Raw genomic sequence first — 16,385 nt, 5'->3', positions numbered from 1 at the left:
ACTATGTCAACAGAAATAAAGTTACCATTTGATAAAGAATACGTACATTCTTTTTCAAAAGATATGGGCGAGCCTGCATGGATGACAGATCTCCGTGTAAACGCACTGGAGAAAGCTGAAGATCTTCCAATGCCTAAGCCTGATAAAACAAATATTTCAAAATGGAATTTCACTCAATTTGATAAGCATATCGTGGGAAGTGAAGATTACTCTTCATTAACAGATTTGCCAGAAGAAGTAAGAAGCTTAATTAATTTAGAATCAGCTGACCAAAATTTATATATTCAGCGTAATAATCGTCCGGCATATATCTCTTTATCAAAGACAGTTCTAGATCAAGGTGTTATTTTCACCGACATCTTTACTGCTGCTAGAGAGCACGGAGATTTGTTGCAAAAATATTATATGACAGATGGGGTAAAGGTTGACGAACATAAGTTAACAGCTTTACATGCTGCACTGATGAATGGTGGCGTATTTGTCTATATTCCTAAAAATGTAGAAATCAAAGAGCCACTACACTCTGTATTTATTCACGACGATCAAGAAGCAAACCTATTCAATCATGTATTATTGGTTGCTGAAGATAATAGTTCTGTTACTTATGTAGAAAACTACATTTCAACAATGGAAGAAAGCAAAGGCATTTTTAACATCATTTCCGAAGTTGTTGCTAATACAAATGCAAAAGTAACTTATGGAGCGGTAGACACTTTATCTGCTGGAACTACTGTATATGTGAATCGTCGCGGAGTTGCTGGCCGAGATGCACGTATTGAATGGGCATTAGGCTTAATGAATGATGGCGATACAGTTTCTGATAATAAAACGAATTTAATCGGCGATGGTTCATATGGAGATATGAAAACAGTCGTTGTAGGTCGCGGGAAACAAACGCAAAACTTTACAACAAACATTGTACACTTCGGTAAAGCATCTGAAGGTTACATCTTAAAACATGGTGTAATGAAGGATGCAGCTACTTCCATCTTTAATGGAATTGGCAAAATTGAGCACGGAGCGACAAAGGCGAATGCAGAACAAGAATCTCGTGTATTAATGCTAAGCGAAAAAGCACGTGGAGATGCGAACCCAATTCTATTGATTGATGAAGATGATGTAACAGCTGGTCACGCAGCTTCTGTTGGTCGTGTCGATCCGTTACAATTATATTATTTGATGAGTCGTGGTATTTCACAAAAAGAAGCAGAACGCCTTGTTATTCATGGCTTCCTTGCTCCAGTAGTTAATGCTCTTCCTATCGAAGGGGTTAAAAAGCAATTAACAGCTGTGATCGAAGGGAAAGTTCAATAATGAATGCAAAAGAGATTCGCGAGCTATTTCCAATACTAAATCAAGAAGTCAATGGCCATCCATTAGTGTATTTAGATAGCGGTGCTACATCACAAAAACCAATTCAAGTGATTGAAGCGGTACAAAAATATTATCATAACGATAATTCAAATGTTCATAGAGGTGTACACACTTTAGGTACAAGGGCTACTGACGGCTATGAAGGCGCCAGAGAAAAAGTCCGCAAGTTTATTCAAGCAAAATCCACTGAAGAAATTATCTTTACTAGGGGAACAACGACTAGTATAAATAAAGTGGCTGCAAGCTATGCGAGAGCGAATCTTTCAGAAGGGGATGAGATTGTTATCTCCTATATGGAGCACCATAGTAATATTATTCCTTGGCAACAAGTGGCTAAGGAAACTGGTGCAACATTAAAATATTTACCATTACAAGAAGATGGAACAATTGCTCTGAGTGATGTTTCCGCTACAATTACAGACCAAACGAAAATTGTTTCTGTTACACTTGTATCTAATGTATTGGGTGTAATCAATCCTATAAAAGATATTGCCAAAATTGCTCATCAGCATGGAGCTGTAATGGTTGTTGATGCTGCACAAGGGGCACCGCATTTAAAAATTGATGTGCAAGATCTAGATTGTGATTTTCTTGCTTTTTCAGGACATAAAATGTGTGGACCTACTGGTATTGGCGTTCTATATGGTAAGAAACAACTTTTAGAAAATATGGAGCCAGTTGAATTTGGTGGCGAAATGATTGATTTTGTCGGCTTATATGAGTCTACATGGAAAGAACTTCCGTGGAAGTTTGAAGGTGGCACACCAATCATTGCTGGAGCGATTGGACTAGGTGCAGCGATTGATTTCTTAGAAGAAATTGGTTTAGACCAAATTGAGGCTCACGAACATAAGCTTGCTGCTTATGCTTTAGAGAGACTTTCTGAAGTAGAAGGCATGAAAATTTTCGGTCCAAAAACAGCAGCAAATCGTGCAGGGATTGTTACATTTAATTTAGATGATGTTCACCCGCATGATGTGGCAACGGTATTAGATGCTGAAGGAATCGCTATTAGAGCGGGACATCATTGTGCACAGCCGTTAATGAAATGGTTGAAGCAATCAGCAACAGCTAGAGCAAGCTTCTATTTATATAACACAGAAGAAGATATTGATAAGCTTACAACAGGGCTTATCAAAACGAAGGAGTATTTCAGCGATGTCTTTTAATAACTTAGATACCCTCTATCGCCAAGTGATTATGGATCACTACAAGAACCCTCGAAACAAAGGCGTACTTGAAGATGATAGCTTAACAGTTAATATGAATAATCCGACTTGTGGAGATAGAATTCAGTTAACCTTAAAGCTCGAAGATGGGAAAGTCGCTGATGCCAAATTTGAAGGTGAAGGCTGTTCTATCTCAATGTCATCGGCATCTATGATGACACAGGCGATTAAGGGAAAAACAAAGGAAGAAGCAGTAAAGCTATCTCATATTTTTTCTGATATGATGCTTGGGAAAGATTATGACGATGATATCGATTTGGGTGATATTGAAGCACTTCAAGGTGTTTCCCAATTTCCGGCACGTATTAAGTGTGCGACACTAGCGTGGAAGGCGATGGAAAAGGGAATGAACGAGGAAGATACAGCTAAGTAGTCATAGAGTTGTGACGTTAAAATAAATCATGGTGAAGGATTTTTCTAACCATAAGAATGGAGGAATACGAAATGGCAAAAAAAGCACCTGAAATCGGCGATTACAAGTATGGATTTGCCGATAAGGACATTTCCATTTTCCGGTCAAAACGCGGTTTAACAAAAGAAATCGTGCAAGAGATTTCTAAAATGAAGGAAGAGCCTCAATGGATGCTTGACTTCCGATTGAAATCTTTAGAGCACTTCTACAATATGCCAATGCCTCAATGGGGTGGCGATCTATCAGCACTAAACTTTGATGAGATTACGTATTATGTAAAACCATCTGAGAAAACAGAGCGTTCTTGGGATGAGGTACCTGAAGAAATCAAACAAACTTTTGATAAGTTAGGTATTCCAGAAGCGGAGCAAAAATATCTTGCTGGGGTTTCTGCTCAATACGAATCTGAGGTTGTTTACCATAATATGCAAGAGGATCTTGAGTCAAAAGGAATTGTCTTTAAAGATACAGATTCTGCCCTACGTGAAAACGAAGATATTTTCCGTGAGCACTGGGCAAAGGTAATCCCACCGACAGATAATAAATTCGCTGCATTAAACTCAGCCGTATGGTCTGGTGGTTCATTCATCTACGTTCCTAAAGGAATTAAAGTAGACACACCATTACAAGCTTACTTCCGTATTAACTCTGAGAATATGGGTCAGTTCGAGCGTACGTTAATCATTGTAGATGAAGGCGCACATGTACACTATGTTGAAGGTTGTACAGCACCTGTTTATACAACAAATTCATTGCATAGTGCCGTAGTTGAAATTATCATCAAAAAAGGCGCATATTGCCGTTATACAACAATTCAAAACTGGGCAAATAACGTGTTTAACCTCGTTACAAAACGTGCAGTTTGTGAAGAAAATGCAACAATGGAATGGATTGATGGTAACATCGGATCCAAACTAACGATGAAATATCCAGCCGTTATTCTTAAAGGTGAAGGCGCTCGTGGTATGACATTGTCCATCGCATTAGCAGGTAAAGGACAACACCAAGATGCAGGTGCGAAAATGCTACACTTAGCACCTAATACATCTTCGACAATTGTCTCTAAATCAATTGCTAAACAAGGTGGTAAAGTAACTTACCGTGGAATTGTTCAATTTGGACGTAAAGCAACTGGCGCACGTTCAAATATTGAATGTGATACATTAATTATGGATAATCAGTCAACTTCTGATACAATCCCTTATAATGAAATCATGAATGACAATATTTCATTAGAGCACGAAGCAAAGGTATCTAAAGTATCTGAAGAACAATTATTTTATCTAATGAGCAGAGGTATTTCTGAAGAAGAAGCAACAGAAATGATTGTTATGGGCTTCATCGAACCATTTACAAAAGAACTTCCAATGGAATATGCTGTTGAAATGAACCGTTTAATCAAGTTCGAGATGGAAGGTTCAATTGGATAAATGCTTAAAACCCTTATTATATAAGGGTTTTTTGTTTGGAGTAAAAATTATTCGTGCCGGTTTCGGGCAGATATAGATTTTTTCTCGTTTATTTTAGTATATGAGGCGAACTTTTTTAGTTCGTCTTCTTCTTTTTTTTGAGTTAAGTCAGAGGTTATTTATGGTTTAATCAGTCATGCTCTTTTTTGTAATTGTCTACAGAGTGAGATGAATGCAAGGAATTTTCCCACCCAAAAACCTTAGCAAGTCGTTCGTTATTGTCATAATTTTGAATGTCAATCATGTCTTAGGTTGCTACGCTATATTTTGGGGAGCAAAATGCATTTGTACTAACAACAAGGTTGAAACAATAGAGTAGCAAATGCGTCTTTTATACTCAGATCAGTAAATTGATCATTATATCTTTTCACTCCTCCATTCTATAGAGAAAATAGGCTTTCTATATGTATTTTTTATGAAGGGCTGTCCACACGGGCAGTCCTTTTTACTTATATATTATAGAAAGGAGAGTGTTTTATATGGTTAATGTGATAAAGCAGCTGGTATCTCAGGAAGTGGTTAATCAACGCTCTTATGGTAAAGGAAACAAAATTCAATATATAACACCACATCAAACAGGAAATATGGGAATCGGAGCAAATGCACAGATGCATGCTAATTTACAGTCGAACTTAAATGCAAGACAAGCTAGTTGGCACTACCAGGTGGATGATCGCATGGCAATACAATCATTTGAAGATAATGTGATGTGCTGGGCAGCAGGAGATGGGCGAGGGCCAGGGAATACGGCGTCGATTCATATTGAAATGTGCATCAATGCCGATGGAGATTATGAACAGACAATCAATAATGGTGCAGCATTAGTCAAAATGTTGATGGACAAGTATGGGTTGGATCGGAGTAGAATTAAACAACATCACGACTGGTCAGGGAAAAACTGCCCCGCACAATTGCGCGCGGGTTATAAGGGCATTACATGGGAGGATTTTTTGAATAAAGTAGATGGGGTGCAGGAAGAGGAAAATTTCGGATCCCCTTCACCCGGTCCTAATCAGCCAAAACCAAAACCGGTTGAGAATGGAAATAGTATTGTCGACTATCTCAACGCACAAGGAATAGACTCATCCTTCAAGAATCGAGCAATATTAGCAAAGCAATATGGGATGAATAATTATCAAGGTACGGCGGCGCAAAATATTGCTTTATTAGAAAAAATCAAAAAAGGAGTGCCGAAGAAGCCGCAAACAGCCCCGAAAGCGAATCTGAATGTGGACGGAAAATGGGGAAAATCAACAACGAGAGCACTACAAAAAGCACTTGGTACTCCTGTTGATGGTATCATCAGTAATCAGCCGAAAAATAGTGTAACGAATGCCTTCTATGATGGAACGATTCACTTTGCTAGTGGAAAACAAGGAAGTCCAATGGTAAAAGCATTACAACGACTGATTGGTGCAAATCCTGATGGTTTTATGGGCCCTCAAACAGTAAGAGCGTTACAGATATATTTGGGGACGGTTGCTGATGGTGTATTAAGTCGTCCATCCCTCGTAGTAAAAGAAATGCAACGACGACTAAATGCAGGAACTTTTGTTAAATAAATGAACATAAAAAGCAAGGTTACTTTAATGGAAGTATTCACCTTGCTTTTTTATATTATTGCATAGAGGAATTCAATTTGTAGCGGTCCTTAATGGAATAATCAATTTTCCTTAAAGTTCACCGTTTTCATGTCTGTATGTAAAGCTGACCAATCTGTCGTCCCTATCTTTCTTAATTCTATAGCAGCTTCCTCAGGTGTCATTCGAAAAGAGTCGTATACCCATTCAGCCAGAAAGCCTACTGTCCCATAACTCGAAAAGGAGGCGTAGCTTTTATGGTTATATACATGCATCAATGCAGCAGATAGTTCTCGTGATAGATGGTGAATAAATTGTGGATTTTGAAACTGTTCTTTATAGAAAGATTGATAAAAAAAGACATGATTACATATATCCTTGGTTGTTTCTTCTACCTTTAAATGATGATTGTGCCTTTTTTTAGCTTGAGGATAAAACGCTAAAAATTCGTTGATAATGTCCTTTGAGAGTTGATCAAGTAAATCATATTTATCATAGTAATAGACATAGAAGGTAGAGCGACTGATGCCTGCTCTTTTTACAATCTCTTTTACTGTTATAGAAGAGAATGTCTTTTGATGTAATAGCTCAAGTAGTGCTGTGATGATATAAGCTTTCGCAGATGTATTTTGTAGCATTGTTTCCTCATCTCCTAAAATTGGACATTTAGAATGAAAATGTCGTTTGTTTGTATTGGCTTGTTTTTTTACAATTATAAGTGATAGTAAATTGAAGTATAACGGAGGGGAACATAAGTGACAAATGTTCATGTGATAACTGGTGGCACAGGTGGCATGGGAAAAGCGATTGCAGAAGCGTTAAACAAGGAAGATATCTTTTTGCTCGCCGATGTGAATGAAGAGAGATTAAATCAGACCCAGCAAGAGTTAAATGACAAAGGAATCACTCAAGTACATTATCAAACAGTAGATATAACAGATCAAGAAAATGTTCGAGCATTGGCACAAACGGCTGATTCATTAGGTGAAGTAAAGTCCATCATCAATACAGCTGGATTATCACCGACGATGGCTGATGCGAAAAGAATTGTTGATGTTAATTTAAGAGGAACAAGTATCATTTTAGATGCCTTCTATGAAATCGCAAAAAAAGGGACAGTTGCCGTCTGTATTTCCTCAATGAGTGGGCATATGGTGCCAAAAGAAGGGCCGTATAGCGAAATACTAAAGGCACCGTTAGCTGAAGATTTACACGAGAAGATGGAGCCTTTCTATCAAACGAATTCTGGTGCTGCCTATAGCTTTTCGAAATTAGGTGTTTTATTAATTGTAGAAGACCAAGCATGGAGGTGGGGACAGAAAGGGGCGCGAATTGTTTCTGTTTCTCCAGGTACGATTAATACACCAATGGGTAGACAGGAAGCTAGTCAATCTGAGCAAATGAAGATGTTACTAGAAAAAACACCTTTGCAGCGTGAAGGAGAATCACCTGAAATTGCTTCAGCTGTTGCGTTTCTAGTGAGTGATGCAGCAAGCTATATTACTGGTACTGATTTAAGAGTCGACGGTGGCACTGTCGCTAACCTAAAATAAAAAAGAAACCCTGCTGAATAAACTTTCATCAGCAGGGTTTCTTTTTTGACTGTCTCAACATTGACTAGTGTTTCGGTGAAAATTGCTGAAAAACCGTTTTTGTTGGTTCAGGGTATATTTCTTTTCCAGCAATTGAATTGATGATTTTTTGATTTCTTAGAACAGATAGGCCTAGATTTGTTGCACTAGCCCCGTGAGAATGCTCGATATTGGTTAAGGTATAGATATGATTTGTTTTCTTTTTCTTAAAGTCAATTTGATAATTTTCCGTTACTTTGAATCGTTTATTGTCTTCCCAAATGATTTCATCGGCAAATTGCGATAACCAATTCGGTAGGGCAGGTTTATAACCAGTTGCTAAGACGACCTTTTCCGTTTGATGAATAAATTTTTTCTCCTGCTGCCATTGTTGACAATGTAGATGGTACGTCTTCTCTATTTTCTCTATTTTCTGCGCTTCTGTTAAGGGTTGGATAGTTACATTGAGTTTTTCCCCACTAATAGAACGATGGTAAAGCAGGTTATAAATTTTCTTTAAAGTTTCGGGGTCAATGCCATTCCGTAGTTGATTTAAAGAATCTAATGCTTCAAGACGATGGTCAAAATCAAGTTGATGGAAATAATGAATATATTCAGGTGAGAAAAATTCTTTCCCTAATTTGGCATCTTCTTTTTGAAAAAGGCCGGAAGATCTTGTAAACCATGTTAGTTCATAATCGTGGTTTTTCTGATCTAACAATAAGTCGAAAAAAATCTCAGATGCACTTTGACCAGAACCGATTACAGTGACTGAATGACCACTTTTCAATTGCTTCTCATGAAACAAATACTCACTTGAGTGACTAATTTCATTGTTTGGCCAATCTCCATCTAATCCCTTTGGCACCATTGGTATACTGCCAGTTCCGATAATGAGATTCTTTGTTAAATAGTTGGATACTTCTTTTTTTAGTAGATTCTCTACAGTTACTTGATAAAGATGATCCTTTGTTTCTATCACATTTGTTACACGATGGCTGAAATAACAATGTGATAATTGATGGGCTACCCAACTACAATAGTCGCTATATTCTTTGCGCGGAATGTTGAATTGGTTGAAAAAGTAGAAGGCATATAAGCGCTCATGAGTATGTAAATAATTGATAAATGTATATGGACTGGTTGGATCGGCAAATGTTACTAAATCAGCTAAAAAGGGTGTCTGTAAATCTGTGCCCTCTATAAGCATACCTGGATGCCAAACAAACTCCTCTTCTTGTTCAAAAAATAATCCATCTAAATCTTTGACTCGATCAGTTAAAGCTGCAAGACTTAAATTAAAAGGTCCTAAGCCAATGCCAATAAAATCATAAACGACAGGTGTGACCAATAGTATCCCTTCTTCCATTAATAGGTGAAATATCTATTCTGTATTTTCCCTTCCTCTCATATATTCTAAACATAGAGAAAATGTTCTGGAGGTTTAAGTGTTTTTTTTCTGGGGTATGTAAGAGTATCGAACAAATACACAACAGAAAGGACAATGTAAAATGCTCTGGACGATTATCGGTATTTTAATTATTTTATGGATTTTGGGATTTAGCTTTGATGTCGCAGGAGGACTTGTCCACCTATTATTAGTTATTGCACTCGTCGTTTTAGTATTCCAATTAATTACTGGAAGACGTAGACCTTAACGGGACATCTGAGGGTAAATAATATAAGAACGAACGCCCACCTTCATTAAGGTGGGCGTTTTCATTGTGTCGTTTGATTGAAGAAATGTTCATTCAAGATATGATATGGATTATATACGATTTTATTAAAGATAAGAGCATTGAATTTGATTAAAGAATGAATAGAAGTGTGAGCAATAAAATAGTGTATTGCCAAACGCTATTTTTTACATTAAAATGAGAATGATTATCATTGTTGAAAGGTTAAAATCAAATTAAATTCTCAAATGATTAGCTTTTAATATTTCGGAATTTTCTTCACTTTGAATGAGATTGCTGTGATAATTAATTTTTTTGGAAATGGAGCTTTGATTAATGAAGAAATTATATTTTATTATGCTTTTATTTGTACTCGTTTTAGCTGGTTGTATGCAAAAGGAAGAAGAGAGTAATAGTGGAGAAGAGAATAATAATAGTAATCAAACGATTGTCATTGAAGATGCGTCAGGTGAACGCAGCTTTGAAGGAGTTCAGGAGAAAGTAGTTGCTCTTGAATGGAGCGTTGCTGAAGAGTTATTAGCTGTTGGTGTACAACCAGCTGCAGTAGCTGATGTAGAGGGGTTTAATAAGTGGGTAACAATTGATGCTAAATTAGATGAAAGTGTTGTGGATATTGGTTTAAGAACAGAACCAAATATTGAAGAAATAGCAAAGTTAGAGCCCGATGTGATTATTGGTATGGAATATCAAGAACAGTTTAAAGCGGACCTTGAAAAAATAGCTCCTGTAGTGATTTTTGATAGTTCTACAGAGGAAGCTCAAAAAGACTTATATGCTTACATGTTACATACATTAAAGCAGACAGGTAAGCTAGTAGGTAAAGAACAAGAGGCTGACGAGGCAGTTGCTCATTTAGAGGAAAAAATGGCAGAAGCGAAAGAGAATATATCTGCAGCTCAATTAAAGACAAATGAATTTGTTTTTACACAAGCTTATTCTGCGAATCAAGCCCCGACCTTTCGATTATTTACAGAAAACTCGACGGTGAGCCATACACTTGAAGGTATAGGATTGACAAATAAAATACAGGATCAAGATCCACAGCCGAGTGGTTTTATTACAACAAATGTAGAGGGTGTATCTAAGTACGAAGAAGCTATATTTCTTCATACTGTACAAAAAGATGATCCGTTATTTAGTAATTTAGAAGGAAACAAAGCTTGGAACTCTTTATACTTTGTAGAAAATGATTTGATGTACGATGTAGGCGCAGGTGTGTGGACGTTTGGTAGTGTTCTTTCAATGGAAACTTTAGTTGATCATGTTGAAGAGACATTAGTGAAGTAATGTTATGAGAGTTAAACCCTTTCTATTATTTGCGGCATGTGTGCTCTTGTTTATTATTCTTGGTCTCATCCACTTGAGCCAAGGACAAGCTTCAACAGGCTTACTCAGCTTTTGGATGGAAGTATGGGATAATGAGCAGGAACTGAATTTTCTCCTTTATAGTAGAATGCCGAGGTTTTTAATTGGTTGTTTAGTTGGAGCTGCACTTGCCGTAGCAGGGATGTTATTACAAACAATGACAAGAAATCCACTCGCAAGTGCAAGTACACTAGGCATTCATGCAGGAGCATTTTTCTTTGTTGTTCTTTTTTCCATTTTCTTTCCTTCTATAAAGGGTGCCTTTCCATTTTTCGTGACGATGCTTGGGGGAATCATAGCCGCTTTAATTGTTAGTTTTTTAGTAGGTAGAGCATTGGATCCTATTAGAATTGCATTAACTGGATTGATAGTAACAATGTTGTTTTCTTCATTTACTAGTGCCCTGCAGCTTTTATATGAAAATGAAGTGTCCGGGTTGTTTTTATGGGGAGCGGGAACATTGTTACAGCTTGATTGGAGTGGCGTTCAATTTGCTTTGCCATGGGTTCTCTTCACTCTTCTTTTTGCCTTTATAATAGGTCATCGTTTTGACGCTTTACTGTTGGGAGAAGATGTAGCTGTAGGATTAGGACAAAATGTGATGATAAGTAAATTAATAGGTTGGGGTATTGCAATTATATTAGCTGCTGTCTCTGTTACAGTAGTAGGCCCCATTGGATTTGTTGGTATTATGGCTCCACATATTGTTCGTTTAATGGGCTTTAGAAAGCATCGATCCATGCTAATAGGAAATATAGTGGTCGGTGCAGGCTTACTCATATGTGCTGACATCTTTGTTCGTATGATTTCTAGTATGTCCGAATTACCTGTAGGAGCAATGACGGCCATTATAGGAGCACCCTGGTTAGTCTATTTAGCCTTAAAGGTAAGTAGGAAAACGAGAACTGCTGGAGGAGCATTAGAGGGGAAAGTGAGAATTAAGCATATTAAAAGATTTTATGTCCTCATATCTCTCGCCGTTCTTGGATTAGTAGGGTTTAGCCTGTCGTTTGGGGGAACAAGTTTCACTAGTCTTTTAGAATTGCCAAGAGAATTGATGTATAATACCTTCGTTTGGGATTTTCGCTTGCCTCGAGTGGTCGTCAGCTTCGGAATTGGTATGATGATGGCGGCTAGCGGTTTAATGATGCAGACTGTTTTACGTAACCCACTTGCTGACGCTTCTGTTTTAGGTGTGACTTCAGGTGCAAGTGTAGTGGCGATGTTGGTTCTCATTGTTTTTCCACAAGCCCCCTTTGTCCTTATTCCAATTGGTGCATTAATTGGTGCACTTGTTACAATGGGAATTGTATTGTTTATTAGTGCGCGGAGCGGTTATCAACCGATGATTCTATTATTAATGGGTGTTGCTATATCTGCGGTAGGTTCTGCTATTATACAGATTTTATTAGTACGTGCGAACCTTCATGCATCACAAGCTTTAACATGGCTTGCTGGTAGCACCTATGGGACAAGCTGGAGTGACCTAGTAATTGTGATGATAACATCGTTACTACTCTTTCCGGTTATTCTCTATATGGCCAATACATTCGAGATCTTATCATTGAGTGATGAACTATCCATTGGTTTAGGTGTGAAAACTAGTAAAATGCGTATGTTTATGATTATACTAGCTGTTATGTTGTCAAGCATCAGTGTATCAGTGGTTGGAGCAATTGGATTTATCGGTTTACTAGCTCCACATATTGCTAGACAACTGGTCGGTCCGAAGCTACTACAATTACTGCCATTAACCATAGTAATTGGCGGGATTTTACTTATTTCAGCTGATTTTCTTGGAAGAGTCGTTTTAGCTCCTAAAGAAATACCTGCTGGAATAATTGTTTCTTTAATTGGTGCACCATACTTACTTTATTTATTGAAGAAAACGAACAAAATCAAAGCGAGTTAATCTGTTTAATAAAAAATAATCTGAACAATGGTTCGGGTTATTTTTTATTTCTTTTAAACTCATAGTAAGAAACGGATATCTGATTTATACCATCTCCAGTAAGGTACTTTTTCTATATGCTTTTCCTTATTACTGCGTAAGGGTTCCTTTTTTGATACCGATGAGCAATCACAAAATGAGTAAAGTGCTAATGGAATGTTCTAAGAATTTTCTTTTCTGTTTTTGACTGATTCTTTTTGACTTATTTCATTGTGTTTCTTGTTTATGGTTATATCCTTTAGGTAAAATAATCAGTATGAAGATTATTGGTAGATGAGGTGATGGAATGATTAGGATTGGTTTAACTGGATGGGGAGATCATGACAGCCTATATACGGAGCGTGTATCTAACCGAGATAAACTATTAGAATATGGCGCTCATTTTCCAACAGTTGAGGTAGACGCCTCCTTTTATGCCGTACAGCCAGAAAGGAACGGGGAAAAGTGGGTGAGGGAAACGCCTGCTTCATTTAAATTTGTTGTGAAAGCTTATCAGGGGATGACGGGGCATCAAAGGGGAGAGATTCCTTTTGAGTCCAAGGAAGAAATGTTTGCTGCTTTTAAAGCGTCGCTTGCCCCTTATATAAGAGAAAATAAGTTAGCGATGGTCCTATTTCAATTTCCACCGTGGTTTAATTGTAAAAAGGAAAACGTTCAATATTTACGCTGGTGTAAACAGCAAATGGGAGAAATACCATGTGCTGTTGAATTTCGTCATCAGTCTTGGTATCAAGATGCGTTTATAGAAGGTACTTTAAATTTTATCAAGGAAGAGAAATGGATACATACCGTTTGTGATGAACCACAAGCAGGGGAGGGCTCTGTTCCAATTGTAATGCATACTTGCGGTCATCCAATTGTACTTGTCCGCTTGCATGGTCGTAATGTTCATGGGTGGCAAAATAAAAAACAACCAAATTGGCGTGAAGTTCGCTATCTATACCGTTATAATCACCAGGAATTATTGGAGTGGGCAGAGCGATTAAAGCAATTACAAAAAGAGGCAAAGGACGTCTATGTACTATTTAATAATAATTCTGGTGGTGACGCAGCGGATAATGCAAAGGAAATTCTAGAAATATTAGGAATTGAATATGAGGGATTAGCTCCAAAACAACTCGGTTTATTTTAACTAATGAGTACACCTAATCTCTACCTATAACATAAATTGTTAAAGGGAAGGGGGGACGGTCATGGTTGAATTAAAGCCTGTTATTTTGGATGGTCATACGTTTATGACTGTATCCGTTGAGCTGCCAAAAACTAATTTGTTAGTCGTATCAAATGATAAAGGATATATCATGTGTGGTGCATTAGACGTTGCGTTATTAAATGAAAAATTAAAAGATCGCCATGTCATTGCTGGTAGAGCCGTAGGGGTAAAAACGATTCAACAACTAATAGATGCACCACTTGAATCAGTCACTTTTGCTGCAGAGGAATTAGGAATTAAAAAAGGGATGATCGGAAGAGAAGCGCTATTAAGAATGGTATAGGTTATAGTATCCTACTATATCTTAAAAATAATAAATTTAAGTATATTTTAGGTTTTGATAGAGTTTTGCATAAATAATTATATTTTGATATAATGTATAACAATTGAATAATGCCTTATCAATCCGATGGGGTAGAGGCGCAAATCATCATTAGTAATCAATGTGAGGATGACAACAGTGAACTTTGATAAAAGGGAGATTTGCCGAAGCAAATAGGTACGTCAATATTTATTTGTTGGGGTTGCTCTAAATAGGAGTAACACTGTCATTATGGAGGTATATTAACCATAATGGGGAGCTACAGTCGTGATGGAGAATAACGTTACTTCTTGAAGGGTAATGATAGAATCTCTATCGTTACTCTTTTTTTATTATCAATTAAGGATCAAAGAAAAGTGGAGGATACCTTTCTCTGATCGTTAATTGATATGAGACGCATTCGTTCATGTCTATAGCTCCTATACTAATAGGAGGTCTTTTTATGACAGGTACATTTATTTCTGTGCTGCCACCTTTGGTAGCGATGCTTTTGGTTATACTAACAAAAAGGGTGATTCTCTCCCTTGGTTTAGGGGCGTTAACAGCAGCTATCTTAATTGGAGGATATCAACCGCTAGATACGCTACAAATATTTTTCTCGTCGTTTATAGCACTTTTCATAACAGATGAAGGGCTAAATACTTGGAATATATTCATTCTATTATTCTTACTTATTCTTGGTAGCATTACTGCATTTATTTCACTTTCGGGTGGTAGTCGTGCCTTTGGTGAATGGGCAATGAAGCGTGTGAAAACGAGAGTGGGTGCACAGTTATTAACCGTAGTTTTAGGTATGATTTTGTTTATAGATGATTATTTTAATGCGTTAACAGTTGGACAGGTATCTCGACCTGTTACTGATCGACAAAAAGTATCACGTGTAAAGCTTGCTTATTTAATTGATTCAACATCCGCACCTTTGTGTGTTATTTCGCCTATATCAAGTTGGGGAGCATCAATTATCGCCTTAATTGGCTCGATTTTAGTGTCTCATAAAATAACTGATTATAGTGCTTTCTCTGCTTTCATGCAAATCATTCCGTTAAATTTTTATGTATGGGCGGCAATCATAATGGTGTTTATTATTGTTGTTGGGCAAATTGATTTTGGTCCAATGAAGAAACATGAGAAACAAGCTATTGAACAAGGAATTCTATTTGATAAGAAGAAACAGTTGAAAGACGAGGTTCAAGAAGAATTACCTATTAGTACGAAAGGGACTGTTGGTCATCTTGTTTGGCCAATCATTGTTTTATTTATTGGAACAGTGAGTATGATGGCTTGGACAGGCATTAATGGGGCAGAGGGGAATGTGTCGTTAGTATCCTTATTAGAAAACACAGATGTGGCCTTATCATTAATTGTCGGAGGATTATTGAGTTTAGCTGTTGCTTACGTACAATTTGCTCAAGTATTAAAGAAAGATGATAAACTAACGAGTAATTTTTATTTGAAAGCTACATGGGTTGGGATGAAATCTATGTTTGGATCAGTATTGATCTTAATCTTTGCTTGGTTACTCGGAGATTTGATTAGTCAAATAGGTACAGGGGAATACTTGGCTAGCGTTATTAATCAATCGAATCTTAGTCATGATTTTATCCCTGTTATCCTATTTATTATTGCGGCACTTATGGCATTTAGTACAGGGACATCTTGGGGATCATTTGGCATTCTTCTTCCAATAGCTGGTGATATTGCTGTAGCTACAGATATATCCCTGCTGATTCCTGCAATGGCAGCTGTACTTGGAGGGGCAGTATTCGGAGATCATGCTTCACCGATTTCTGATACTTCTATTTTATCCGCCACAGGTGCAGGAAGTAATTTGATTGATCATGTCATTACACAATTTCCTTATGCCTTTACAGCAGCTGTTGCTGCGGCCATCTCTTATATTATTTTGGGTGTAAGTGGAAGTGTAATTATTGCATTAGCTGCTTTGATTGTTATGATGGCAGGGATTTTACTTGTTGTTAAAATGTTCGGTACAAAAACCGAGAAGATGATATAATAGTTCTTTTGAACATATAGGAAGGAGGAATGAACTCGTCGGTTCATTCCTCTTTTTCTATCTTACAAGTCTAAAATTACTACATAAGCAAAGTTATTTTACTTTATATAAAAGTAGCTAGTTATTTTTAATTGCTAATTATTAACAATTGAATGAACTACATTATATCTATCTACTATTAATTATTT

Annotated in this window: 14 protein-coding genes and 1 riboswitch; of the genes, 12 read left to right on the top strand and 2 right to left on the bottom strand. The window is 37.1% G+C overall.

The window, feature by feature from the left end; all coding sequences use genetic code 11:
* Positions 1-3: 3 nt before the first annotated feature.
* The 5 genes from sufD to LG276_RS19285 all read left to right on the top strand — a co-directional run bounded on the left by sufD (position 4) and on the right by LG276_RS19285 (position 6,046).
* Positions 4-1,314 carry a Fe-S cluster assembly protein SufD gene (sufD, locus tag LG276_RS19305; RefSeq protein WP_095371995.1) on the top strand — a complete coding sequence of 437 codons (1,311 nt, stop codon included), beginning with the start codon at positions 4-6 and terminating at the stop codon, positions 1,312-1,314.
* The gene (locus tag LG276_RS19300) at positions 1,314-2,543 is read left to right on the top strand and encodes a cysteine desulfurase (protein ID WP_404292536.1); all 1,230 of its coding nucleotides are present in this window, start codon (positions 1,314-1,316) and stop codon (positions 2,541-2,543) included. Before sufD ends, LG276_RS19300 begins: the two co-directional genes overlap by 1 nt.
* Positions 2,533-2,976 carry a Fe-S cluster assembly sulfur transfer protein SufU gene (gene sufU, locus LG276_RS19295; RefSeq protein ID WP_095371997.1) on the top strand — a complete coding sequence of 148 codons (444 nt, stop codon included), beginning with the start codon at positions 2,533-2,535 and terminating at the stop codon, positions 2,974-2,976. The genes LG276_RS19300 and sufU overlap by 11 nt, the downstream gene beginning before the upstream one ends.
* 71 nt (positions 2,977-3,047) lie before the next feature.
* On the top strand, positions 3,048-4,445 hold the full coding sequence (sufB, locus tag LG276_RS19290) for a Fe-S cluster assembly protein SufB (protein WP_095371998.1): 1,398 nt from the start codon (positions 3,048-3,050) through the stop codon (positions 4,443-4,445).
* A gap of 518 nt (positions 4,446-4,963) precedes the next feature.
* Positions 4,964-6,046: an N-acetylmuramoyl-L-alanine amidase gene (locus LG276_RS19285; RefSeq protein WP_251163579.1), complete on the top strand. Its 1,083-nt coding sequence runs from the start codon at positions 4,964-4,966 to the stop codon at positions 6,044-6,046.
* Between the two features lie 101 nt (positions 6,047-6,147).
* On the opposite strand, the gene LG276_RS19280 is transcribed toward LG276_RS19285, so the two are convergent.
* A complete protein-coding gene (locus LG276_RS19280; protein WP_404292534.1) occupies positions 6,148-6,702 on the bottom strand; it encodes a TetR/AcrR family transcriptional regulator in 555 nt (184 codons plus the stop codon).
* A 117-nt stretch (positions 6,703-6,819) separates the two neighbouring features.
* On the opposite strand from LG276_RS19280, the gene LG276_RS19275 reads away from it, so the two are divergent.
* A complete protein-coding gene (locus LG276_RS19275; RefSeq protein ID WP_404292532.1) occupies positions 6,820-7,617 on the top strand; it encodes an SDR family oxidoreductase in 798 nt (265 codons plus the stop codon).
* A 64-nt stretch (positions 7,618-7,681) separates the two neighbouring features.
* Here the strand turns inward: LG276_RS19275 and LG276_RS19270 are convergent, their stop codons facing one another.
* Positions 7,682-8,986, bottom strand: a complete 1,305-nt coding sequence (locus LG276_RS19270; protein WP_404292530.1) for a lysine N(6)-hydroxylase/L-ornithine N(5)-oxygenase family protein — start codon at positions 8,984-8,986, stop codon at positions 7,682-7,684.
* A gap of 160 nt (positions 8,987-9,146) precedes the next feature.
* Between LG276_RS19270 and LG276_RS19265 the strand changes: the two genes are divergently transcribed.
* The 6 genes from LG276_RS19265 (at position 9,147) to LG276_RS19240 (ending at position 16,197) form a co-directional block, all read left to right on the top strand.
* Positions 9,147-9,293: a lmo0937 family membrane protein gene (locus LG276_RS19265; RefSeq protein ID WP_224938087.1), complete on the top strand. Its 147-nt coding sequence runs from the start codon at positions 9,147-9,149 to the stop codon at positions 9,291-9,293.
* Positions 9,294-9,647: 354 nt separating this feature from the next.
* Positions 9,648-10,619, top strand: coding sequence for an ABC transporter substrate-binding protein (locus tag LG276_RS19260; protein ID WP_224938086.1), 972 nt, complete (start codon positions 9,648-9,650; stop codon positions 10,617-10,619).
* 4 nt (positions 10,620-10,623) lie between these two features.
* Positions 10,624-12,609: an iron ABC transporter permease gene (locus tag LG276_RS19255; RefSeq protein ID WP_404292528.1), complete on the top strand. Its 1,986-nt coding sequence runs from the start codon at positions 10,624-10,626 to the stop codon at positions 12,607-12,609.
* 325 nt (positions 12,610-12,934) lie between these two features.
* A complete protein-coding gene (locus LG276_RS19250; protein WP_289434497.1) occupies positions 12,935-13,780 on the top strand; it encodes a DUF72 domain-containing protein in 846 nt (281 codons plus the stop codon).
* 61 nt (positions 13,781-13,841) lie between these two features.
* Complete coding sequence (locus tag LG276_RS19245; RefSeq protein ID WP_095372006.1) at positions 13,842-14,144, top strand: YunC family protein; 303 nt, start codon at positions 13,842-13,844, stop codon at positions 14,142-14,144.
* Between the two features lie 124 nt (positions 14,145-14,268).
* Positions 14,269-14,453: riboswitch (Lysine riboswitch) on the top strand.
* Between the two features lie 172 nt (positions 14,454-14,625).
* Entirely contained in the window at positions 14,626-16,197 is a 1,572-nt protein-coding gene (locus tag LG276_RS19240; RefSeq protein WP_289434496.1) for a Na+/H+ antiporter NhaC family protein, read from the top strand.
* The last annotated feature ends 188 nt before the right edge of the window (positions 16,198-16,385 follow it).

This window comes from Cytobacillus kochii, from assembly GCF_044790165.1.
In the GTDB taxonomy this organism is placed as follows: Bacteria; Bacillota; Bacilli; order Bacillales; family Cytobacillaceae; genus Cytobacillus; species Cytobacillus kochii.
Note: the sequence above shows the minus strand (reverse complement) of the source record. Positions and strands in the feature narration are given on the sequence as shown.

Bases quoted from the DNA above. Each gene is read 5' to 3' on its own strand.
- sufD (WP_095371995.1), top strand. From the start codon at position 4: ATGTCAACAGAAATAAAGTTACCATTTGATAAAGAATACGTACATTCT.
- LG276_RS19300 (WP_404292536.1), top strand. From the start codon at position 1,314: ATGAATGCAAAAGAGATTCGCGAGCTATTTCCAATACTAAATCAAGAA.
- sufU (WP_095371997.1), top strand. From the start codon at position 2,533: ATGTCTTTTAATAACTTAGATACCCTCTATCGCCAAGTGATTATGGAT.
- sufB (WP_095371998.1), top strand. From the start codon at position 3,048: ATGGCAAAAAAAGCACCTGAAATCGGCGATTACAAGTATGGATTTGCC.
- LG276_RS19285 (WP_251163579.1), top strand. From the start codon at position 4,964: ATGGTTAATGTGATAAAGCAGCTGGTATCTCAGGAAGTGGTTAATCAA.
- LG276_RS19280 (WP_404292534.1), bottom strand. From the start codon at position 6,702: ATGCTACAAAATACATCTGCGAAAGCTTATATCATCACAGCACTACTT.
- LG276_RS19265 (WP_224938087.1), top strand. From the start codon at position 9,147: ATGCTCTGGACGATTATCGGTATTTTAATTATTTTATGGATTTTGGGA.
- LG276_RS19260 (WP_224938086.1), top strand. From the start codon at position 9,648: ATGAAGAAATTATATTTTATTATGCTTTTATTTGTACTCGTTTTAGCT.
- LG276_RS19255 (WP_404292528.1), top strand. From the start codon at position 10,624: ATGAGAGTTAAACCCTTTCTATTATTTGCGGCATGTGTGCTCTTGTTT.
- LG276_RS19250 (WP_289434497.1), top strand. From the start codon at position 12,935: ATGATTAGGATTGGTTTAACTGGATGGGGAGATCATGACAGCCTATAT.
- LG276_RS19245 (WP_095372006.1), top strand. From the start codon at position 13,842: ATGGTTGAATTAAAGCCTGTTATTTTGGATGGTCATACGTTTATGACT.
- LG276_RS19240 (WP_289434496.1), top strand. From the start codon at position 14,626: ATGACAGGTACATTTATTTCTGTGCTGCCACCTTTGGTAGCGATGCTT.